This is a genomic window from Pelagicoccus sp. SDUM812002 (genome assembly GCF_031127835.1).
Taxonomy (GTDB): Bacteria; Verrucomicrobiota; Verrucomicrobiia; order Opitutales; family Opitutaceae; genus Pelagicoccus.
The window spans coordinates 43,385-64,380 of sequence record NZ_JARXHX010000012.1 but is presented as its reverse complement, the minus strand read 5'-3'; the positions used below and the strand labels follow the sequence as shown (position 1 = coordinate 64,380).

At 53.4% G+C, this 20,996-nt stretch carries 15 protein-coding genes and 2 tRNA genes; 7 read left to right on the top strand and 10 right to left on the bottom strand.

Annotated features, from left to right (window positions below; genetic code table 11):
- Window positions 1-42: 42 nt before the first annotated feature.
- The 8 genes from QEH53_RS16525 to QEH53_RS16490 all read right to left on the bottom strand — a co-directional run bounded on the left by QEH53_RS16525 (window position 43) and on the right by QEH53_RS16490 (window position 9,146).
- On the bottom strand, window positions 43-3,258 hold the full coding sequence (locus QEH53_RS16525; RefSeq protein WP_309024325.1) for a VCBS repeat-containing protein: 3,216 nt from the start codon (window positions 3,256-3,258) through the stop codon (window positions 43-45).
- Window positions 3,259-3,308: 50 nt separating this feature from the next.
- On the bottom strand, window positions 3,309-4,571 hold the full coding sequence (locus QEH53_RS16520; protein WP_309024324.1) for a phosphatase PAP2 family protein: 1,263 nt from the start codon (window positions 4,569-4,571) through the stop codon (window positions 3,309-3,311).
- A gap of 198 nt (window positions 4,572-4,769) precedes the next feature.
- Window positions 4,770-5,684: an AEC family transporter gene (locus QEH53_RS16515; protein WP_309024323.1), complete on the bottom strand. Its 915-nt coding sequence runs from the start codon at window positions 5,682-5,684 to the stop codon at window positions 4,770-4,772.
- A 12-nt stretch (window positions 5,685-5,696) separates the two neighbouring features.
- Window positions 5,697-6,005 (bottom strand): DUF3566 domain-containing protein, encoded by a 309-nt coding sequence (locus tag QEH53_RS16510; RefSeq protein ID WP_309024322.1) that lies wholly within the window; start codon window positions 6,003-6,005, stop codon window positions 5,697-5,699.
- A gap of 68 nt (window positions 6,006-6,073) precedes the next feature.
- Window positions 6,074-6,940: a hypothetical protein gene (locus tag QEH53_RS16505; RefSeq protein WP_309024321.1), complete on the bottom strand. Its 867-nt coding sequence runs from the start codon at window positions 6,938-6,940 to the stop codon at window positions 6,074-6,076.
- 72 nt (window positions 6,941-7,012) lie between these two features.
- Entirely contained in the window at window positions 7,013-7,549 is a 537-nt protein-coding gene (locus QEH53_RS16500; RefSeq protein ID WP_309024320.1) for a phospholipase D family protein, read from the bottom strand.
- 166 nt (window positions 7,550-7,715) lie between these two features.
- Window positions 7,716-7,791, bottom strand: a tRNA-Thr gene (locus tag QEH53_RS16495).
- 137 nt (window positions 7,792-7,928) lie between these two features.
- Complete coding sequence (locus tag QEH53_RS16490; protein ID WP_309024319.1) at window positions 7,929-9,146, bottom strand: acyltransferase; 1,218 nt, start codon at window positions 9,144-9,146, stop codon at window positions 7,929-7,931.
- A 1,328-nt stretch (window positions 9,147-10,474) separates the two neighbouring features.
- Between QEH53_RS16490 and QEH53_RS16485 the strand changes: the two genes are divergently transcribed.
- A complete protein-coding gene (locus tag QEH53_RS16485; RefSeq protein ID WP_309024318.1) occupies window positions 10,475-11,803 on the top strand; it encodes a hypothetical protein in 1,329 nt (442 codons plus the stop codon).
- A gap of 139 nt (window positions 11,804-11,942) precedes the next feature.
- Here the strand turns inward: QEH53_RS16485 and QEH53_RS16480 are convergent, their stop codons facing one another.
- Window positions 11,943-12,707, bottom strand: coding sequence for a hypothetical protein (locus tag QEH53_RS16480; protein ID WP_309024317.1), 765 nt, complete (start codon window positions 12,705-12,707; stop codon window positions 11,943-11,945).
- A gap of 268 nt (window positions 12,708-12,975) precedes the next feature.
- Here QEH53_RS16480 and QEH53_RS16475 point away from each other — a divergent pair.
- The 4 genes from QEH53_RS16475 (at window position 12,976) to QEH53_RS16460 (ending at window position 16,952) form a co-directional block, all read left to right on the top strand.
- Window positions 12,976-13,051, top strand: a tRNA-Phe gene (locus tag QEH53_RS16475).
- Between the two features lie 232 nt (window positions 13,052-13,283).
- Complete coding sequence (locus tag QEH53_RS16470; RefSeq protein ID WP_309024316.1) at window positions 13,284-13,895, top strand: GyrI-like domain-containing protein; 612 nt, start codon at window positions 13,284-13,286, stop codon at window positions 13,893-13,895.
- 14 nt (window positions 13,896-13,909) lie between these two features.
- Window positions 13,910-14,716, top strand: coding sequence for a MerR family transcriptional regulator (locus QEH53_RS16465; protein ID WP_309024315.1), 807 nt, complete (start codon window positions 13,910-13,912; stop codon window positions 14,714-14,716).
- A 238-nt stretch (window positions 14,717-14,954) separates the two neighbouring features.
- Window positions 14,955-16,952 carry a PQQ-binding-like beta-propeller repeat protein gene (locus tag QEH53_RS16460; RefSeq protein WP_309024314.1) on the top strand — a complete coding sequence of 666 codons (1,998 nt, stop codon included), beginning with the start codon at window positions 14,955-14,957 and terminating at the stop codon, window positions 16,950-16,952.
- 80 nt (window positions 16,953-17,032) lie between these two features.
- Here QEH53_RS16460 and QEH53_RS16455 read toward each other — a convergent pair whose 3' ends face one another.
- A complete protein-coding gene (locus QEH53_RS16455) occupies window positions 17,033-17,944 on the bottom strand; it encodes a LysR family transcriptional regulator (RefSeq protein ID WP_309024313.1) in 912 nt (303 codons plus the stop codon).
- 94 nt (window positions 17,945-18,038) lie between these two features.
- Here QEH53_RS16455 and QEH53_RS16450 point away from each other — a divergent pair, with 94 nt between their 5' ends.
- Together QEH53_RS16450 and QEH53_RS16445 are read left to right on the top strand one after the other, a co-directional pair.
- Window positions 18,039-19,115: a CmpA/NrtA family ABC transporter substrate-binding protein gene (locus tag QEH53_RS16450; protein ID WP_309024312.1), complete on the top strand. Its 1,077-nt coding sequence runs from the start codon at window positions 18,039-18,041 to the stop codon at window positions 19,113-19,115.
- Window positions 19,116-19,614: 499 nt separating this feature from the next.
- Window positions 19,615-20,961, top strand: a complete 1,347-nt coding sequence (locus tag QEH53_RS16445; RefSeq protein ID WP_309024311.1) for a CmpA/NrtA family ABC transporter substrate-binding protein — start codon at window positions 19,615-19,617, stop codon at window positions 20,959-20,961.
- Window positions 20,962-20,996 lie beyond the last annotated feature (35 nt).

Genomic DNA, 20,996 nt, shown 5'->3' with positions numbered 1-20,996 from the left:
GTTGTTAGAGGAGTGACGCGGTAGTTGCAGGTGTCACGCTTTCTACTTGCCTCTGGCGATACTGAAAATGCGGACGGGACCGCCATTTTCGGTGGCGATGAGTTCGTAGTTTCCGTCTCCGTCGAGATCGCTTTTAGCGAGGGCTCTTTGGTTTCCGGGTAGCTTTAAACCGGTGTCAGAAGGGGAAAGAACCTCGAAGCTACCGTCGCCTTTGCCGATGAGCGTCGCTCCGATTGAACCGGTGAGTCGTCCCGTGCTGGCTTCTTGGCCGTAGAAGTTTTGAGCGAGGATGAGGTCTGGTATTTGGTCACCATTCCAGTCGCCTGACACCATGCCCATGGTAGGAGCTAACTGGGCACTACGTGGGAAGGGAATGAATTTGTAGGTGTTGCTTGGAACCGATACCCAAACTCCGCTCTGCAGCTCGGTTGCCTCAAATCTGCGAGCACGTGCGAGGCGTTCCGAACCGAATACGTCGGCCATTTCCGCCAGCGCGAAATCGTTGAATTTCTTGAAGTCGTCCTTCACCCAAGGAAAACTGTAATTGAGTTTGCTGCGCCCACGAACGGGGTAGAGGCGCCCCTTTTCGTAGTAAGCCTCGATGGTGTGGATTCGCCCGTCACCTTCGATGTCTCCTGCCAGTAGGGTTGCGGGGGCGGAATCGCTCGCTTCGTATTTGGTGTTCAGTCCCAGGTTTCCGACTATGAAGTCGGGGCGGCCATCTCCGTTTAGGTCGGCCGTGGAGAGTGACCTCCAAAGGCCTGTTTTGCTAGAGAGTCCTAGATCCTTGGATACATCTTTGAATTCGCCGTTCTCAAGTTTGAAAACCGAGAGATGGCTCCACTCGCAAAGGACTGCAAGTTCCAGAGTTCCATCGCCCTCGAGGTCGATCCAGCTCGATCCAGTAACAAGTCCTGCTTGTTGCAGAGTAACTGCTATCTCGGCTGTCACATCCTTGAAGGTACTTGAGTCGTTGCGAAGGATGCGGCTGGCTTGTGGGAAAGGGTAAGATTCCGGAGTTGCGAAACCGCCAATGAACACGTCGGTATCGCCATCTTGATCGTAGTCTCCGACGGCTATGGTGCTGCCGCTAGCTTTATCACCGGGCCAGGTGTCCTCGCTCGCTTTGGTAAACGTTCTGTCTCCGTTGTTTAGGTACAAGCGATCGGAAAACTGCTCCAGTCCGGGGCGAGGGGCTCCTCCGCTGACGACGAGGAGGTCGTTGAGACCGTCTGCATTCGCATCGAAAATTGCTGCAGCGATATCCTCGCTGGTTTCATCTCTTCCGACGTCCTGGGGACCGGTGGTTGAGTAAACGATGGTTCCCGACTGCGCAAATCCGCCGCCGATGTAGAAGTCGTACTTGCCGTCTCCATCGAGATCGCCTTGAGCAAGAGCGGGACCGTTTTGCCCGACTAATCGGGGAAGCAAGGGTGCCCGGTTAAATTCGCCGGTGTCGGTCTGCTGATGCTTTGGCCACTTCGCTGCGAGGTCTGGACGTTCGCGGAAGAGGTATTCGTTGTTGTTTTCGTACCTTTGCGGTGCGTTGTTTGATTCGGGCTCGGTGACTACGAGCAGTTGGTTCGCTGCAACGTTTTGCAGGGTTTGGATTCTTCCGCTGGGCCATTTTATTTCAATGAGGTCCGATTGTTCGGCCTCGCCGAGGCCGAAATGGAGAATGGGTTCGTCTGAGGATACGATTCCTCGAGCGAGGTTGAGCTGGCGGAGCTGTTGCCCGTTATCGTTGTGCAGCGAAACGATTGCGCCGAGTCCCCACGAGTTGGATACCGTTCCGCGGAGTCGAAGGCTGAGGTAGTTGTGATCCGCACCGATTGTATTGTGAGCAAGGGTGATGGCTTGGTCCATGCCGAGATAGGCGATGTCGAGCTTACCGTCTCGATCGAAGTCGCAAACAGTGCTGCCGAAGGCGACGCTAGCTTGGTCGAGGTTCCACTCGGAACTGACATCCTCGAACCCTAGGTCACCGGTGTTGCGGAACGCGAAGTTATGTTCTGCAAGCGGTTCGCTGTTTTTGACTACGAGGGCTCTATGGGCCAGTGAGCGAGCGGTATTCTGACGGTCGACGAGGTCGGCGTCGATGAGGTTACGCACCATGCCGTTGGTGATATAGAGGTCGAGCCAGCCGTCGTTATCGAGGTCGTTCAGCTTTACGGACCAAGTCCAATTAGTGCCGGGAACGCCGAAAAGGTAGGCTGCCTCTTGGAAGCGGTCGAGGCCGGTGTTGAGGTAGATCGCGTTGCGAGCGTACTGTGGTGTCAGTTCGAATACAGCTTCGGTATCCCAAATTCCACGGCTGCGCTCCTCCATGCCGGTCATGTCCTTGTAGTGGTCAGCGGCTTCCATATCGGCGACCATGAAGTCCATCCAGCCGTCATTGTTGAGGTCTCCGAGGTCGGAGCCCATGGAGAAAAAGGTAGTGAGTGGGACGAGCTCTTCGATGGCATCTGTGAACGTGCCGTCTCCATTGTTCTTGTAGAAGCGATCGGGAGTTTCGAAGTCGTTGGCAACATAGAGGTCAGGCCAGCCGTCGTTATTGTAGTCCCACCAGGTGGCGCTATGGCCTTGGGAACGTCCCCAGATGCTGGAATCTCGGCTTACATCTGTAAAGGTGTTGTCACCATTGTTTCGATACAGATAGTCGGGGCTACCTTTGGTGTTTCGGGCAAATTCGAGGACGTTGGTCTGCAAGTAGACGTCGAGGTCTCCATCGCGGTCGTAGTCGGAGAAAGCTGCCATGACGCTGGCGTCGTGGAGGTCCAGACCGAAGGAGGCGGCTTGTTCCTGGAAATTGCCCGCTCCGTCATTGATGTAAAGCTGGTTTGGGGCGTCGTAAACGCAGAGGTAAATGTCGAGGTCTTGGTCGTTGTCGATATCGACAAGGGTAACTCCAGTTTCCCAGTGCTCGGTGCCGAGAACGCCTGAGGCTGCGGCGTGGTCTTCGAAAACGAGGGGCGTTTCTTTCTGAAGGTATAGACCGTTGGGGCCAGTTTTGCTGACTGCGTAGATGTCTGGGCGCCCGTCACCATTTAAGTCACCAGAAGCGATACCTATGCTCACAGCGCCGAGAGTGAATTCGCGAAAGCGAGTACTCCACATCAGTGGGTCGTTGTATTCGTTTTCCAAATGCAGGCCGGTAGTGTCGGCTTCGAGAATTTCGAAGCCGGCGTGCGCCAGGGGAGGGGCTCCGATCGCGATTGGAAGGATGAATAGGGACGCAATACGGCTGGGAAAGGGCATGATACGAGTCTTTTTAGCGTTTTGGGAGAGCGAGTTAGCCGGCTCGCTTTTTACTCTTTGGGGAGCAGGAAGTTTTGGTGGATGAACTTGGCGATATTCGCACCTAGCTCTTGTCCGACCAAGTTGGCTGACATGAAGTGGATACCTCCGTGAAGGCGGCTCATGCCGACCTCGGTGGCGCAGGCATCGAAGCCGGGATAGGAGCGAATGGCACCGGGTACTTGGTCTGAGGTGGTGGAAAAGGCAATGTCGTCACGTTCGCAGTAGAGGGTAAGCAACTCGGCGGCGGAGCGGCTGAACGAGCTGTGTCCGGAGGGGTACTCTGGAAATGGAGGGCTACCCATTAGAGGGATCCAGTTTTCGTCCTTTTCAGTGGCAGAATTGTCGTCGATGTCTGCCTGGCGGATGGCGGTCTCGGGGCGCCAATAGTTGTAGTAGTACTTGGCGTCCCAGCAGGCTATACCTGCGTCGGCCATGGTTAGGTTGAGCAACGCGTAAAGGCGCACTTGTTGGTAGAAGTCGTAGCTTTGGGATTTGTAGACTTCTTGTGCTATCAGGTTCCACGTACCGGCGGGCGTGGAGCTGCCAAGGTCGTCGGACCAGAAGACCGAACTGAGGGTGTCGTAGCCGGAGCGGTCGTGCTTGTCGCGCCCGCCGAGCGCTTTCACTTCCGCCCATTCTGCGGCGTACTCCTCGCTATCGATCGCAGGTGGAGCTGGACAGCGGAAAGCGTCGGGAGAATCCATGGCGAGTGGTTTTACATGCGGCCAGTGCGGCAGGAGAGCTGGGCGGAAAAAGGGAGGGGTTTCGCGCCAAACGCCAGCGTCGGCGACGGTGGTCCACTCTACAGCGTCGTACTTGCGGCTTTCGTCGCAAACGATCTTGTATGCGGAGGCCACTTCCTGGCCCCATGCGACACCTTTTTCGAAGGCTTCGTCGCGAGGTAGGTCTTTGATCTCCATCTGGTAAGCCTTGCGGAAAACGGTGGGGTTGACGGATTCGTTGAATAAGTCTGCCAGCGTCTCGTAGGCAGCTGTGTGATAGGCAGCTTCTAGGGACGCTCCCTCGGGGGAGTTGGGCTCTACCAGGTAATGTTGGAAGTCGCCGTGGAAGCCATTTACCGTGTCGTAGAGAGACAAGTGGAAAAGGGCCAAGGCATAGGCGGCCATGGGGGGTGGAGTCCGGGAGGCGCGAATAGCGTCGAGGGCACGGTTGTTCCAGCCGTCGATGGAGAGGGAGTCCGCATTAGCGGAGAAGAGTTGAGCGGCGAGTGCGATGGCCGTCAGAAAAAGGAACAGTTTTTTCAGGGTCATGGATATGAGTTTGTTATCAAAGAGAGTCGGCCTAGCGGTTAGCATTAGGCTGATGCGATAGCGTCAAAACGTAAGCATTGAGCCATCTGGGGGAGCTTCTCTCAGAAATTGGAGGGAAAATAAAGTGTCTCAAGGGCAAAAAGCCTGGCAAAGACCTAGCGATCGAACCGAGCTGATGTTAAGAACGCCGCACATCTCTTACAGCAGCGCGATCGCAAGCACGAGAGATATGATCGAAAGCAAGGTGCTTAGGATGACGATGTTGCGGGCCATTATACCGTCGTTGCCGAGCATTTCTGCGAGCACGTAGGAAAAGACAGCGGTAGGACAGGAAAGGAAGATGACAGCCACTTTCAAACTGGTAGGGTCCAGTCCGATGCTGCGGCCGACGAAGTAGCCGAGGACAGGACTGAAGGCGACGTTGATGAGCGAGGCTACGACGGATAGGCTGAGGCGGCCTTTGAGCTCGTCTAATTTGAGGCCGGCTCCCAGGCCGATGAGGGCGAGAGGCAGGGCGAGCTGGCCGACCGCCACGAGGGACCGTCGCGCCATGAGGGGTATCTCTAGGTCAGAGAGGTTGAGGACGAAGCCTAGGCAGCAAGCGAGGATGAGAGGGTTTCGCAGGCCATGCTTCCAAACGGCTCGGAGCGGCTTTTCGCTTTTTTGTCGAGAATGTAGGATGAGAAGGGTGACACTCGACGTATTGTAAGTGAGGATACAAATTCCGCTGGTAAACATCCCGAGGTCGAGTCCATCTTGACCGAGTGCGAAATAGACGACGGGGAACCCCACGAAAGCGAGATTGCCTCGAAAGCTTCCTTGCACGAAAGCTCCGATCGATTCTTTAGGCACTTTCAAGAGGAAGACCAGAGCGTAAGCGAGGGCAATGGAGGCCCCGATGACTATGAGCATTGTATAGAGAAGCCCGAATCCGGCCTCACTTTGCAGGTCGATTTCGGCGACTTTGTAGAGCAGTAGGGAGGGGAGCCCCCAGAAGTAGGTGAGGCGGTTGAGGTCCTTGAAAAAGCCGCCTGCGAAAAAGCCTACCCGCGCGAGGATAGCTCCAAAGACGATCAGGATAAGTACGGGAACAATACTCTCGAGGACAACCATGTGCTCTGGTCCCTAGCGGGACTCAATGGAGGTCTCGTCGAACTCTAGTTCGATCCCTCCTACCCAGCCGGCCGCAAGGTTGTAGATGAAGCAGCCCACCAAGGTGCCGACGAATCCCATGACGACATACATCAGTGGCATGAGGATCGCCATGAAGATGCTCATGCCCGCAGCTATGCCAGATCCCTCCTCTTGGCTTGCCACACCGGCTATGGCGGCGATGGCGAAGAAAGGGATGAAGATGAGGCCGAAACATCCATATATGACGGCGACCAGTTTTGCGGCGGGGAGGGGAGGTATCTTTTTGAGTGTTACTTTCATGTGTTTGGAGGATTTGGAGAGCTGAGAGGCTCGCTCGGGTTTGGTAATATCGAAAGCGTTTCTGCGGCCTATTCTGTTTCCGAGAACCCGTAAGCAGAGATAGAGTTGTTTCTTAGTTCTGGAATGTATAGGCTGTTTGTGTCGTTGATGTATAGGAAGTTCGCGCAGTTTAAACCTCTTTCACGCGTATCGAGGATACGCTTCGGCGGGTTTCCCGGCTCGATTCGGAACAGCTCCCCGTGGTAGAGCGATACGAAGTAGCCCGTATCGGCTTTTTGGATTCCGTCGAGGATTCCTCCTTCGAAGCGGGCCAGTATGCTCACGCTCTTGGTCTGTTTATTGATTGCTATTAATGCGGCATCTCCAGATGTCCCGACCAAAAGGTTCTCCGCGTCGTCCATGATCCCATTGACTCCGGTAAACTGATCTCCCGATGCCCAGCGCTCTAGCTTGCCATCGGTTATACGGTAGATTGCGTTTGCCCTAGGATCAGTCGCGAAGATCGTACCCTCGGGTGTTAGGGTTAGGTCGTTTAGAAAAACAGAATTTGGAGTTTGTATCAATTCGATGGATTCTCCGAGAGCGATATCGAAGACGCTAATTCTCCCACGCTCGACGACATAGAGGTGATCATCGTGGATCTCCATCCCGAGAGGTGAGGAGAGCCCGTCCAGCCAATCTGTGTCAATCAGCTCGCCATCCCGCGAAATTTTGCCGACCGAGTCAGTCCCAAGCTCCTCGTTGGGAGTTTCGACATTGTAGTTCGATACGTAGAGACAATCCCTTTTGGAGTCGTAAACAATCGATTCAGGTCCCCTGACACCGTTCTTTATTTCCCACAGAAGAGAGAGCTCGGCGGCATGGCATTGCGCGCTGAGAAACGCACTCGCGACCATAGCGAAAGTGGTGAGAGGGAGAAGGCTGTGGTGTAGCATCGAAGCAGCTTTGATTTTTTGCGCAACAATTGGGTACCGAGGGAAGTGGAGGCGGTAACGCTCGAGCAAGTGTTACCCGTTTTCGATCAGCTCGTGGTAGGTTGTGCAGTGGATTTTGCGTTGGCAGCTTGGACAGTGTTCGCCGATCCATAGCTGGTCAAACTGTGCCATGATTGGGAGAACTAGGGCAGGGTCCTCGGTGAGGATGCCCCCTTCGAAGTTACGGCGATTTTTACTCTTCGCCCCCAGCCCTGCTCCTGTAAGGTTGGCGCTGCCGGTATAGGCTATCTTCCCGTCGACAATGACTGACTTGAAGTGGGCTCGGGGGCAGAGAATCATTTCCATCCCGTTTATAAGGTTGGGGAAACGGTCGTAGTCGGTGCGGAAGGCGGGACCAGGCTCCTTGGCATGTACCAGTCGAATCGATACGCCGTCTTCTACTAGCTCGGAAAGTCGCTGCAGGAAAGGGATTGCTCGGCGACCGCGAGCGATATGCATGTCTTTAATGTCTGCGGTGGCAATCCAGAGAAATTGCTGGCAGGACGAAACAGCGTCGACAATGACCTCTTTGTGAATTTCGAGATCGGCGATGAATCGGGTGTTGGGCATGAGGAGGATTGATCGTGGCTCCGAGCTCCAGTCTGCAGAATTGGGAAAGATGATCTGCGTTGCGAGCTGTGGCCGCTCATCGGTACGGCGGAACGAGGTTGAGACAGTCAAGGAGCGAAGGGAGGATGCTTCGGACTTGTTCGACGGCGGGCGAGGCGAATTGAAGTGGAGCCGCTCATCGGAGTCGAACCGACGACCTACTCATTACGAATGAGTTGCTCTACCAACTGAGCTAGAGCGGCGTCCAGATTGACACTTTCTGCTTTCGAGAGGTAGGATGGCAAGTCGGAATTCGCGGATTTTGGGCACGCCGCATATGCTCGTATAAGCGAGACGCTAGCTCAATAAGTGCGCTGCCTCCGATGGGGAACTCTCCATCCTAGTGCCACAGCTTGGCCATTTGGGCTTTGACGTTTGATACCTTAGTATTTTTCAAACGGTTCCGAGGCACTGCATTGTGATGATATAGTCTGTTAACGACGACTGGAGGGTCCTCGTGAACTTTACTTCTTCCAAATTTGTAACGACTTCCAATCCGTAAGAAATAGGATTCGTATGTTTTAAAAGAAATCCAAGAAACGCCAATCGAAATAATAGATGCGGCAGTGATAATAAGGAAATCTCCGAAATTTAAAAGGGTAGGGGTGCCACCTCTAAGCCAGCCGTATAGAAAACCTAAAACAGCTTGGTGATACATATAGAAACCGTAAGCGATGGCACCGAAGAAACAAAGGAACTTTGAACGCAATATCCACGTCAATCTCGAGGATTGGAAAAGCAGTACAACTGTCAGGAATGTCGCGTAGAGTATTGCGAACCATGAGAATTTGAATAGCCCGAAACCACTCTCTCGAAGGATTAGCCCTCCTGTCGCAACAAGTAGACAAAGAAAGGCTGCTAGAGTGACATTTCTATTATCTTCGAGATTCTTCCATACAATGTTGCTTCTATATAGCGCAGCTACGAGGACGCCCGCAAGAAGGGAGTCCATGCGGAAAATAGTGTTTACCTCAGTGTGGAAACCTGGGAATGCCAGTCGCAATACGAATGCCGCTAATATCATAGGTATAAGCGATCTCAGGAACACTTTTTGGCGAAAAAAAAGTATCGCCAAAGGTGCGACTAGGTAAAATTGTTCTTCTACTGCTAAAGACCAAGTTATACCCAGAAATTGTCCACCGTAGATATCGTTCAAGCCCATCGCGATATTCTGAGTAAAAGTTGAGTAGGTCCACCAAGGCATTAGGTCTCGATAGAGCCACAAAAATTGCTGTCTATCTAGGAGCAGCCCAGTTATCCAACACGTGAATAGTAGTAGAAGTAAAACTGGAAGAATGCGACATGCTCTCCTGATCCAGAAAACTTTCAAGAAGGATTGCTTCGTATGATTGTCGAGGATGATACCACCAATGAGGAACCCAGAAAGCACGAAAAAAAGATCTACGCCTGACCAGAATGCGGTTGTGGGAACGTGCAGGTTGTAGAGCAAGCTTCCTGGCATCAGCTCTTTTGGTCGGCAGGTTACGAAGTGCCAAACCACCACCATAAGGATGGCTATGCCTCGGACGCCATCTAGCTCCTTTATTCGTTTCGTCATTTTACGCTAAAACAGCAGTTACGCTCGATTTGGGAAAATATTATTCCCAGTTTGTGCAGCACCACGCTAGTAGATTCTGTTGATTAGATTTTGTCTCCGTTAGAGATCGCTTCCAAGATTGTGACTCCTGTTTTAGCAGCCGCTTTCAGAAAGTGTCTGCAAGATCCATTCCTAACGTGCCGCGATTCAGTTTATCTATTTCGCATGGCCAAAATAACTACCTAACTTAAACCGTCAAAACGAGACAAACTTTGGTAAAGTGGAGAGCTTTCCGTGAGCACCTGCAGTGTTCGAAAATACTCCCGTAGTTATTAGAAAAACTACCACTACGTGAGGAACCGCAGCCGAAAAGACATGACGAGGCGGCATCTGGACGGCTGTCGATGGCGAGGTAGAGCATTCATGATTATTGCTAAAACCGCACCTCTGCCCTCTAGAATTCAGGAGGTTTTAAGTGCAATATGCATATGTTTCATAGCCCAGAGGGCAAAAAGCCTCCGCTTGAAAAAATGGATAAGGACGGCCTTTTACATAACCCTTACGCGCAAGCTTACCGCGGTGTTTGCAACTAGTGGTTTATCTACAGTTTGGTTTCTTTTTAAAATCTAATTCACGGCGGTTGAATCGAATCTTTAATTCTACCTGCCGTCCATAATAGGCATCTGTTGCAGCGTGCATTCCGAAAAACGCGCTTTGCACTCGACGTCGTTCTCAGGTCCTAAGTGTTGTGAATACACGTATTCCGTTAAAACCATGACGCTCGCATTCGAAAAATCAGATTATTACGATGAGAATTCGCAGGCTTTTTGAGTTTATCCTAGTCTGCGGGGTAACTTTGGGGGTTGCCTCTATTGCCTAGGCATGTGCGTTTTCCATCGTCATTTTGGCTTAGGGTTCCCATTGACCTCTGCGCTTATTTTGCAGCGTCATTTCGTTCGTAGGTGGGCACTGAAGGGCTAGTTTCGATCTCTCTGGATTCTTGAGTGGATGGTGCAATTAGTGACACCTTATGCGAGGTCATGGTTCGTGTGGTCGTGAGGTGTTGCGTGGTGAGGTGCTTAACGCTCCCTAATGTGCGGCCGGAGCGGAAGCCGCCTCTCCAGACAGTCTGAAAGGTAGAGCACGATTAAGTAATCGAGCGGGGATATTCTTAGCGCAACTCGATCTGCGTGGCGGCCTTCACTCCGCGCTTGCCCCCTCGGCCTGTTCCGATTCCCTGTTTCTTCGTGTCAGACTCGAAATCTTCGTTACGCATATCGTCCAGGAATATCCATCTCGACGATGGAACGCTCGCTGCGGGGGCAGTTACCTGCACCCCTGGCGCTCCGTTGAAACTAGAACTCGGGAAAAGGGGGTCCGCCGATATCGTTTTGCCTGACTCCGTTCACATCGCGCTCGGCCGTTTCGACCCGCATGTGCATTTCCGGGAAACTGCGATACCGACGCGACGGGAGGTAGAGGAGTTTGGCCCAGAGGGAGTGGACTACGACTCTTTGGTCGCGAAAATCGTTGCGGCTAATGCGCTCTATTCGATACGGTCTGGCTGTCTGGCGGCGTTAAAAGGAGGCGTGTGCGTCGTCGGCGCAATGGGAAACACACCATGGGGCCCTGTGGGTCCGTATCGGCATGAGCGAATTCAGAAGCACTATACTGAGCATGCTCTTTTTCCGATCGTAATGTGGCCACGAATGGAACCGGGAGCGGAAGCGATTATGGGTCACGAGGGTAAGGATTTCGGCTCGACTTTTGGTGGATCGGGGCTCACCGGTCAAACGCGACGCGATATGTTCGAGCTCTGGAGGGGGCAGGCGGTTTCCTACCATAACGACCAAGCGCGAGAGGAGGAGTCTATCGTAGAATACAAAAAGCGGATACAACCGGATGAGGTTTTGCTGCACCACGAGTACTTCAATGGCGACACGGTGCTAGCTTGCCAGGCGGAAACCATGAAGCTCGCGAAAGAGGCGGGACTCAGCAGTCTGCTGGCTCGGCATATTCCGACCGGTCCAGCGCTGCAGCAGATATTGGATGCTCGCAGTGTGATGCCCTATGCGTTGCCGGCAGAGGTCGGACTCGACTATGTATACTGGTGTCGAGAGCGTTTGCTCACGCAGAAGCGGGAGACAGCTCTTATCAATTACCGTCGTCCGGCGCATCCGAGTCGCGAGGATCAGTTGAGCTTGATCGAGACCACTCGAGATTCGGTGCGCTCAGGAGATGGCTCGATTTTCTTCGGTACAGACCATGCCCCCCATGCCCTCGCTTCCAAGAAATTTAAGAATGGTCTGCCCGGGGCGCCCGGCACTCGAAACATAGAGCACAGCCTGCAGTTTTACAGTGAGTTAGTGAATCGCTACGGTTACACGCAGCGGGACATCGATCTGCTTGCGTCAATTAATCCAGCAAAGCATATGGCCCAGTTCTTCGATTTTCCCTTCGAAGTCGGAACGATGACCGATGGGGCGATGGCGAACCTGGCGATTTTTGAGCCGGAGGCCGCGTACCAAGTAGACGAAGCCGCCCTAGCTTCTCAGCTGGAGGATCCGCATTACCACAGCGCGATGACCGGCGAGAGCGGACTTCGCGGTAGATCCGTATTCACCGTTGCCAACGGTCGTGTTTGGAATGTGGAAAAAGCTCCGATGCCGCTCAACTAGGTTCTGTAAGGAAGGGATGTGTCTCTGTCGCAGTCTTGTGAATACACTTCGTGCCCATGTTCACAGCCTAGAAGACTGAACGCCGCCTACGGAGGGGCTGATCCTCCGGTATTCGGGTCTGCCTAGGCAGAGGCACGCTTTAGAGGCTTTGTGGGAGCTCCTCGTCGACCCAAAGGATGGGGAAATCGTAAGTTCGTTCGATGAGGGCGATGGTGGGCTCGCCTTTGTAGGTTGGTAAGGCGAACGCCGCTTGTTTGAACGCTTGCTCAAGTTGATCGCTCACTTGCGGGTCGGTGGTGTCGACGATGTGCGGTAGTACGACCTTGCCCCGCTGATCGACGAAGAAACTGACGTGAGCACGAACGGTTTGGCGGTCTAGGTCTAGCAAGCTGGAGTCTCGGGTTATGGCCAGGCCGGGGAACGCTGTCATGCCGATGCGCGAGTCCAGTTCGTCATCCTCTCGGTATTTCAAGGTTCGGAAGGCATTCTTACCGTTTCCGTCCATTCGTTTGCTGGTGTCGAAAAGCGCATTGGTTTCGATGGCTCGATCCGGTCGAAATTCCCAGTAGGCGTGGCAGACGCTTTTGACCGGTGCGCCGTTTTGCGTGGCGGGGATGAAGTCCCACTTCTTGATGGTACTCATCAGTTCGTCCGCAAAGGCTTCGTAGGTGTACTCTATTGGGAGGAAGTCGGATGCAATTCCATTTTCGTCGACGTAGAAGGCAATTTTTGCGTAACCGCTGCTCACTCCATGCGTGTATGCCCATCCCGGGTAGCGGGGTTCAATCTGTCTCTTTATAGATACGGCTGTATTCGCTTCTGGCTTGCCGACCGCGTTTCCTAAGAGTTGCGACAGCAGAAAAATGGAGAGGACGAGTGGAATCCTTGGGGCTTTCAGGGTCATGTCCTCCAGTACGATCTTGTCAGAGTTTTTTTCAAGGTTAAAGGTGCATTGAATTGCACCTAATAAATTAATCGTTCCGCAGTGTTTTTTGGGCAACGGTGTTTGTATTGAAACGAGGGCTGACTGGAGTGAATCAGTTTGATTTAGGGGGTGCTTTGCTTCGGTAACTTTCTCTTGAGAAGGAGGTTAAGCTTAAATCTGTCTTTTGTTGAAGTTTCCCATTGACGGACCAAGCCCCGCTTCTATTGTCCGAAATCTTTCTATCAGCGGCGGGTTAGCTCAGTTGGTAGAGCAGAGGACTGAAAATCCTTGTGTCCCCGGTTCGATTCCGGGACCCGCCACCACTGATTGCACGGTATGTCCGTAGAAAGCGCCTCCAACTTCCGGAGGCGTTTTTGTGTTTGGGTGGTCACGTCATCCTCGATGTCTCGTCGCTTGCCGCTTCGGCAGCGGGTCAATCTTTATTGGCTGGAAAACTTGCACTAGGAGGGTCGGCTTTAAGGGGTGCCCAACGGCCTTAAGGCACGTATTTCTTTACTGACTCTTCCCTTGGGGGAGGGATTATGTTTTGGCCCGATGAGTAAGATAGATTTTAAGAAGGATCGTAAGGCACTTTACCAGCCGTCGGCAAAGGCGGTTTCTGTAGTGAATGTTCCTGCCATGAACTTTTTGATGATCGATGGGGTGGGAGATCCAGGACGCTCGAAGGAATTTGGGGAATCGATGGAGTCTCTGTATCCACTGGCGTATACATTGAAGTTTATGTCGAAGCTGGGACCGACCGCTCAGGATTATGTGGTGCCTCCGCTGGAGGGTCTTTGGTGGGCTGATGACATGAACGCTTTTATCGAACGGCGCCGAGACGAGTGGAGGTGGACGTTGATGATTATGCAGCCGGATTTCGTATCTGAAGAGATGTTCGCTGAGGCGGTGGACGCGGTTCGTAAGAAGAAGAATCCGGCGTTGCTCGAAAGCGTTCGGTTCGAGTGCTTTGAGGAAGGGGAGTCGGCTCAGATTCTGCACGTAGGGCCGTTCGAGGAGGAGGGGCCTAACGTCACGCGGGTGCACGAGAAAATAGAGGAATTGGGAAAGCAGCGTTTCAACAAACATCACGAGATCTATCTGAGCGACCCGCGGCGTACAGCTCCGGAAAAGTTGAAGACCGTGCTTCGCCAAGCGATGCGGTAAGGGTGGGGAAATCAATGCAGTACTCGATTGGAGAGTTTTCTCAAATTACGCGGGCTTCGGTGAAGGCTTTACGACTGTACCATGAAAAGGGTGTGCTGGTGCCTGATTTTGTGGATCCGGAATCTGGATACCGCTACTACTCGCAGGAGCAGGTGGGCGAAGCTCGGGTGGTCGCGAATTTGAAGGAACTTGGCTTTTCGCTATCCGAAATCAAGGAGGTGCTGGACAGTTGCGAGGAAGACGATGACCTGCTGGACCGTCTGCAGGAGAAGCGTCGGGATCTCGAAAAGCGGGTGAAACGGTTTCAAGATTCTATTGCGGATATCGAATTGGTTGTGAGCGGGCAGTTCGCGGAGTCTGGGTTCGCAGGTTCAGGGGAATCTGTCGTAGAGAAAACGGTGCCGGACATGCTCGTGGCCGGGCATCGTATCAGAGGGCACTATTCAGAGGCGGGACAAGGATTTCGCATTTTGGGTCGGCGGGCGGGACGTGTCTTGACCGGTAAGCCCATGTGTCTGTATTTCGATGGCGAATACAGGGATCAGGATGCGAATTTCGAACCTTGTTTTGAAGTGAAGAAGGTCGTTGACCATGAGCTCTTGTATTGCCGTAAGCTGGCGGGAGGGCTTGCCTTGACGCTTTTGCATCGTGGGCCTTACGAGAGGTTGTACGAGAGTTACGCGAAGCTCTTCGCGGAAGTGAAAAGTCGGGACCTTCGGCTGCTGTGTCCATCGCGAGAGGTTTACCACAAGGGACCGGGCATGATTCTGCGGGGTAATTCGAAGAAGTATCTGACGGAGATCCAGTTTTTAGTACAGTGAGGCGTTTCAGTTACTACAGAACGATCGACGACTTCGGTAAGCCAAAACGTTTCGCTGAGGTTGGCAGATGCAGCGCTGCGGGATTGATTAGGCGGGCGATTTGTTTGAGTGTTTTTGGATGCCCCGCTTTTTCCCTTATCTCGCGCTGGCCTGCCTAGGTTCGGCCTATTCTTTTGGCTCCTCCTCTCGGGATTGGAGTGCTTATCTTGGCGATCGTGCTTCGAGTCAGTTTTCTGAATTGTCTCAGATAACGGTGGAGAATGTGTCTCGTCTCGAGGCAGCCTGGATATGGGACGGCGATGAAGGGGCGACGGCGGACAGGGGATACTCGGAGATCCAGTGCAATCCGCTGGTCATCGACGGCGTACTCTATGGCACGGATGCCAATATCGATCTGGTCGCTTTGGATGCGTCTAGCGGGGAACTGCTTTGGAGGCTTGATCCTTATGAGGGGCTTGAAGTCGCCGAGGGTCGCGGGGTGAATCGCGGACTGGCGTATTGGGCAAACGGAGATGAGTCGCGAATCCTATTTGGGGTGAGTCGCTTCTTGATAGCGGTAGATCCCAAAACCGGTAAGCGAATCGAAACGTTCGGGGAAGCAGGACGCGTCGACTTGAAGGCGGACTTGGGGCGCGACGCTGAAGGCTTGCAGGTACAGGCGAACACGCCGGGAGTGGTTTATGGGGATTTGATCGTGATGCCCATGCGACTTGGCGAGGGACCAGCTCCGGCTGCTCCGGGACCGATTCGCGCCTACAATGTTCGAACCGGAGAGTTGGTTTGGCGCTTTAATACGATTCCTCAACCTGGAGAAGTCGGTTACGATACTTGGCCGGCGGAGGCGTACAAGAATGTGGGGGGCGCCAATGTTTGGGCGGGGATGAGCGTGGATGTAGAGCGCGGTATCGTGTATTGCCCAACAGGTTCGGCTGCCTTCGACTTTTGGGGTGGAGATCGATTGGGGCAAAATCTTTTCGCCAACTGCCTGATCGCCTTAAATGCGTCGACGGGAGAACGAATTTGGCACTACCAATTTGTGCACCACGATGTGTGGGACCGGGATCTGCCGGCGCCTCCTAATCTGCTAACGGTGCAGCATGAGGGGGAATCGATTCCGGCTGTCGCGCAGATCACGAAATCGGGACACGTTTTTCTATTTAACAGAGTAACGGGGGAACCCTTGTTTCCAATTGAGGAAGTGCCCGTGCCTTGGTCCGATCTGCGGGGCGAGCAGACTTGGCCGACGCAACCGCTACCGACCAAGCCCGCTCCATTCGCCCGCCAGCAGTTTTCGGCCGACCAAATCTCGGATATTTCGCCCGAGGCACATCGAGAGATAATGGATCGCTTCGTGACCCTGCGTCCGCACATGCCTTTCATGCCGCCAAGCAAAGAGGGGACAATCATCTTCCCCGGTTTCGACGGGGGTGGAGAGTGGGGAGGAGCGGCAGTCGACCCCAACGGTATCCTCTACGTCAATGGCAACGAGATGCCTTGGGTGTTGACTATGGTTGACGCTACAGTGGCCGAGAGCGAGGGCCAGCGGCTGTTTTTGCAAAACTGCGCAGGGTGCCATGGGGCAGATCTGAAGGGGAGCCTGGCCCAGAATGTTCCAGCTTTGACCGGTATCCAGGATCGTATGACACGAGAGGGGATCTTGGAGCGGATTACCCAAGGAAAAGGCGTGATGCCGCCATTTGGATTTTTCGAGGAGAGGGATCTCGATGCTTTGGTTGACTTCCTCGTGAGCAGGGATGGAGGTGATCGGCATGCCGACAAGTCTGCGAAGCAGGAAACGGCCAACTCTCGGCCTTGGACCCATACTGGATATCGACGCTGGATGGACTCGAAAGGCTACCCTGCTGTGAAGCCGCCTTGGGGTACTCTCAATGCGATTGATATGAATACGGGAGAATATGTCTGGAAAACTACCCTTGGCGAGTTTGAGGAGCTTACGGCGCAAGGTATCCAGCCAACGGGTACGGAGAATTACGGTGGCCCTGTTGTCACAGCAGGTGGGGTGCTTTTTATCGGTGCCAGCAAGGATGGGTATTTTCGGGCCTTTGATGCGGGGACGGGCGAGGAGCTTTGGAAGTACAAGCTTCCAGCAGGCGCTTATGCTACGCCCTCGGTTTACGAAGTCGATGGACGCCAGTATGTGGCTGTCGCTTGCGGTGGTGGGAAAATGGGTACACCGCGAGGTAACTATTACATCGCCTTTGCATTGGGGGAGTGAATGCGAGTTACCGCTGTAAGAAGAGCTCTTTGCGGAGAGCTCGTTTTAGTGTCCTCAGAGAAGCTGCTGCTACCTATCTTCTATTGCTCGAGGCAGTCGCAGACGCTTTCGCAAAGACCGATGAATGTCTCTTCCATGAGGGAGAGGCGGCGGCCTTTGACGTAGCAGACGCCCCATGTGCGCTTGAGTTGCTTTCGGCTGGGGGCGAGTAAGTGGATGCTGCCGTCAGCGATTTCCTTTTGGGCTACCCAAGGAGCTATGATACCGACGCCGATACCGATCTTTACCAGTTCCTTGATCGCTTCCATTGAGCCGAGCTCGATGACCTTGTTGAAAGAGTGTCCTTCCGATCGAAAGTGGCGGCGGATCGAGTCGAAGGTCATGCTGCCTTTACTGTAGGTCACGAATGTCTGCTCGTCGACCTCGGCGCTTGGCGCGACCTTGCGGTTGGCCCAGGGATGGGATGGGGCTACAGCGAACTGCAGGTTATCTTCGAAAACAGACTGGCTGTCGATGTCGTCATTAGTAAGGGGAGAAAGCGTTAGGGCTAGGTCGATCTCGTTGCCGCGCAGCTCGTCCATGAGCTCCTTGGCATTGTTGGGGGAAATGGATAGCTGACAGTCGGGAAAGGTTTGGCGGAACTCTCGAATGACGGTGGGCAGGATGTACTGGCAAGCGGTCGTGCCTGCTCCGATGCGCAGGCGACCGGCTCCCCACCGACTGAGGGCTTCCAGTTCGCCGCGTACGCTTTGCATGCGCTGGTGTATGCGGTCGGCAGCAGCCAAAAAAATGTCCCCAGCTTCTGTAAGGTGGATCTTACGGCCAAGACGGTTGATGAGCGGGCAGCCAAGATCATCTTCGAGCGCCTTGATGGAGTGGCTTACGGCAGATTGCGTAAGATTGAGCTGCTTGGCAGCCAAGGTGAAGCTCCCTGTCTCGGCGAGGGTCTTGAACGCAAGGAGCTGGCGGCTGTCTATGATGTCTTCACGCATGAAAGAAATTTTAGAAACGTGGGGTTATATAAAAATAAATTGGATTTCAAGCGATAAGACCAGATTGGCGCGAAGGTCGCTGTCTTTTTCTTCGATGGACGATTTCGAGAAAAAGGCTCCTGCAGCAATTGCTATGCCCAGAGTAGTTGGAAAACGCAGAACAGCGATTCGATTGGGCTACATTGGTCTGGTTGATGCAGCCCCCTTGCTGGTGGCTGACCAATTCGGCATATTCGAGAGCTATGGTTTGAACGTGGCTTTGAGCCGCGAGGTGGGATGGGCGACAATCCGCGAGAAGGTACTATTTGGAGAGCTTGAGGCGGCGCACGCTCTGTCGACGCTTCCATTCGTTGCGACGTTGGGCCTAGACTCTGCGACAGTTCCTTGTGTGGCGGGAATGGTAATCAGCCGGGGAGGAAATGCGGTGGTCCTCTCCGAGGAACTCCGCCATCGCGGCGTTAAGAACAAGGAGACGCTGAAAGTCGATGTGGATAATCGGAAGGCCTTTCGTAAGTACAAGTTCGCTACGGTCTACGCCTGTTCACCGCACAATTTTCACCTGCGCGAATGGCTCGTCTCCGCTGATATAGACCCAGATACAGATGTAGAGCTGGTGACGCTCCCTCCTGCGCAGATGTGTCGTAATCTGGCTGCCGGCACGATCGACGGGTTTTGCGTGGGCGAACCTTGGGCAAGCCGGGCTATCGGCGACAAAATTGGTTGGTCGCCGGTCAACTCCGAAGATCTTAGTTCAGGGCATCCTGAAAAGGTTCTCATGGTGAGAGAGGACTACGCCATCGAGCACGAAGAGGAGAATGTCGCCCTCATAGCGGCGATCGTGGAGGCATGCGCAATTTGCGAGGATCCTACGGAGCGCCGACGTATCGCTGAGCTACTAAGCGACAAGAAGCGAGTGAACTGCCCAGTCGAGCTTTTGGAGCACTGTCTGTCGCCATCTTTCAACTACGGATTGGGTCGCGTTGAACACCGCCCGGGATTTCTGAGGTTTTACCACGGTAACTCCGCTCGGCCGTCCGAGTCGGACACTGATTGGGTACTAGATAGATTGGGCCGTTCCTGCGCACGGGGGGCTTCCTCAGCGAAGACGGAGGCTGCTCGGAGAGTGTTCAGGCCAGATTTGTATGACGCTGCCATGATCTTGCCCTGCTAGCCGAGGCGCTTGATATTTGTCAACAATGAGGACCTACCTTCGCGGTAGGTTCTTTTTTGTCCTCGGCCATTCGAGTGTAGTTCCCTGCGCGTTTCCGCGTGACTGCGGAAGGTCTTTATCCCTGGCGCTCAAATTGAGCCATGGTCCAAAAAGCGCAATCGCTCAAAGTTGCTTCGAACCCATGGGAGAGAATAATTCTTAACATGAATAACATTCATTAATGGTGCACGTAATAAAAAATATTAATAATCTTAGTCGTTGTGTGCATTATTTGTAAGTGGCTGTTGGCTAATGGTTACCGGCTGCCATTTTGTGAGTAGACAATCTTAAGAACTCTAAATGGAAGCTTGGGTGAACGCTTTTGGCATGCAGGAGGCTAATGAATGGTATCAGGTTTCTGACTGATTTTGCTCATAGCAACGCGAAGCTTTGTAATGAGTTATCGAATACGGAAGCCGCTCTTCATCAGCCAAAATCGAAAATTACCGGAAAGACCAGAATGACTAACATAAGGAAATGGATCAGCACCGCTAGCGTCGCGTTAGCGATTACCTCGCTTCAAGGCGAGCAGCTCGACTTGGAAAAAGACGAGCTCAAGTTCGGCTTCATCAAACTCACCGATTGCGCCCCGATCGTCATCGCTAAGGAGAAAGGTTTCTTCGAGGAAGAAGGGCTACAGGTAGAAGTGATCGCCCAGCCAAACTGGAAACAGCTTTTGGATAACGTGATCAACGGCGAACTTGACGGGGCTCACATGCTCTCCGGCCAGCCGATCGCGGCAACCATCGGTTTCGGCACCAAGGCCCACATTGTTACCGCTTACACTCTCGATCTCAATGGCAACGGTATTACAGTTTCCAACGCAATCTGGGAGCAGATGCAGGAGAACGATCCAGCGCTGGATACCGACACGCCTCCTCATCCGATCACTGCGGATGCTCTTGCTCCGATCGTCGAGGAGAAGCTGGAAGAGGGAAGCAAGTTGCAGATGGGAATGGTTTTTCCAGTATCCACTCACAACTACGAGATTCGCTACTGGCTTGCGGCAGCAGGCATCCACCCTGGTTTCTACACGTCGGAGGACAAGAAAGGTTTCACCAACGCTCAGGTTGAGCTTTCTGTAACGCCACCTCCACAGATGCCTGCTACTCTCGAGAGCGGCAACATCAGCGGCTACTGCGTGGGCGAGCCTTGGAACCAGCAGGCGGTCGCCAAGGGAATCGGGGTACCAGTCACCACCAACTACGATATTTGGAAGAATAACCCAGAAAAGGTTTTCGGTGTGAGTGCCAAGTGGGCGGAAGAAAATCCAAACACGCACATTGCTGTTGTTAAGGCTTTGATACGTGCCGGCAAGTGGCTAGACGAGTCGGACGACGACGGAGTCTTGGTTAACCGCGAAGAAGCAGTGCGTATCCTCTCTCAACCCAACTATGTGGGAGCTGACTTCGACGTGATAAAGAACTCCATGACTGGCTACTTCTACTTCCAGAAGACCGACAAGCGCGAGATGCCTGACTTCAACGTTTTCTTCAAGTATCACAGCACCTATCCTTGGTATAGCGATGGCGTTTGGTTTCTCACTCAGATGCGTCGTTGGGGCCAGATCACCGAGGCTAAACCAGCCGAATGGTACGACGAAATTGCCAAGGAAGTTTACCTTCCTGAGGTTTACCTCGAAGCGGCCAAACACCTCCTCGAGGAAGGTCACATCGAAGAAACTGATATTCCTTGGGATACAGATGGTTACAAGCCAGCGACTGACGAATTTATCGATGGTATCCTGTACGATCCGAAGGATCCGATTGGTTATCTGAACTCCCACGAGATCGGAAACAAGGACTAAGAATTGCGCTAGGCAGACACCTTTTCATGGAGGCG

Bases quoted from the DNA above. Each gene is read 5' to 3' on its own strand.
- QEH53_RS16515 (WP_309024323.1), bottom strand. From the start codon at position 5,684: ATGGTTGTCCTCGAGAGTATTGTTCCCGTACTTATCCTGATCGTCTTT.
- QEH53_RS16525 (WP_309024325.1), bottom strand. From the start codon at position 3,258: ATGCCCTTTCCCAGCCGTATTGCGTCCCTATTCATCCTTCCAATCGCG.
- QEH53_RS16520 (WP_309024324.1), bottom strand. From the start codon at position 4,571: ATGACCCTGAAAAAACTGTTCCTTTTTCTGACGGCCATCGCACTCGCC.
- QEH53_RS16510 (WP_309024322.1), bottom strand. From the start codon at position 6,005: ATGAAAGTAACACTCAAAAAGATACCTCCCCTCCCCGCCGCAAAACTG.
- QEH53_RS16450 (WP_309024312.1), top strand. From the start codon at position 18,039: ATGGACGATTTCGAGAAAAAGGCTCCTGCAGCAATTGCTATGCCCAGA.
- QEH53_RS16465 (WP_309024315.1), top strand. From the start codon at position 13,910: ATGCAGTACTCGATTGGAGAGTTTTCTCAAATTACGCGGGCTTCGGTG.
- QEH53_RS16445 (WP_309024311.1), top strand. From the start codon at position 19,615: ATGACTAACATAAGGAAATGGATCAGCACCGCTAGCGTCGCGTTAGCG.
- QEH53_RS16505 (WP_309024321.1), bottom strand. From the start codon at position 6,940: ATGCTACACCACAGCCTTCTCCCTCTCACCACTTTCGCTATGGTCGCG.
- QEH53_RS16490 (WP_309024319.1), bottom strand. From the start codon at position 9,146: ATGACGAAACGAATAAAGGAGCTAGATGGCGTCCGAGGCATAGCCATC.
- QEH53_RS16500 (WP_309024320.1), bottom strand. From the start codon at position 7,549: ATGCCCAACACCCGATTCATCGCCGATCTCGAAATTCACAAAGAGGTC.
- QEH53_RS16470 (WP_309024316.1), top strand. From the start codon at position 13,284: ATGAGTAAGATAGATTTTAAGAAGGATCGTAAGGCACTTTACCAGCCG.
- QEH53_RS16455 (WP_309024313.1), bottom strand. From the start codon at position 17,944: ATGCGTGAAGACATCATAGACAGCCGCCAGCTCCTTGCGTTCAAGACC.
- QEH53_RS16480 (WP_309024317.1), bottom strand. From the start codon at position 12,707: ATGACCCTGAAAGCCCCAAGGATTCCACTCGTCCTCTCCATTTTTCTG.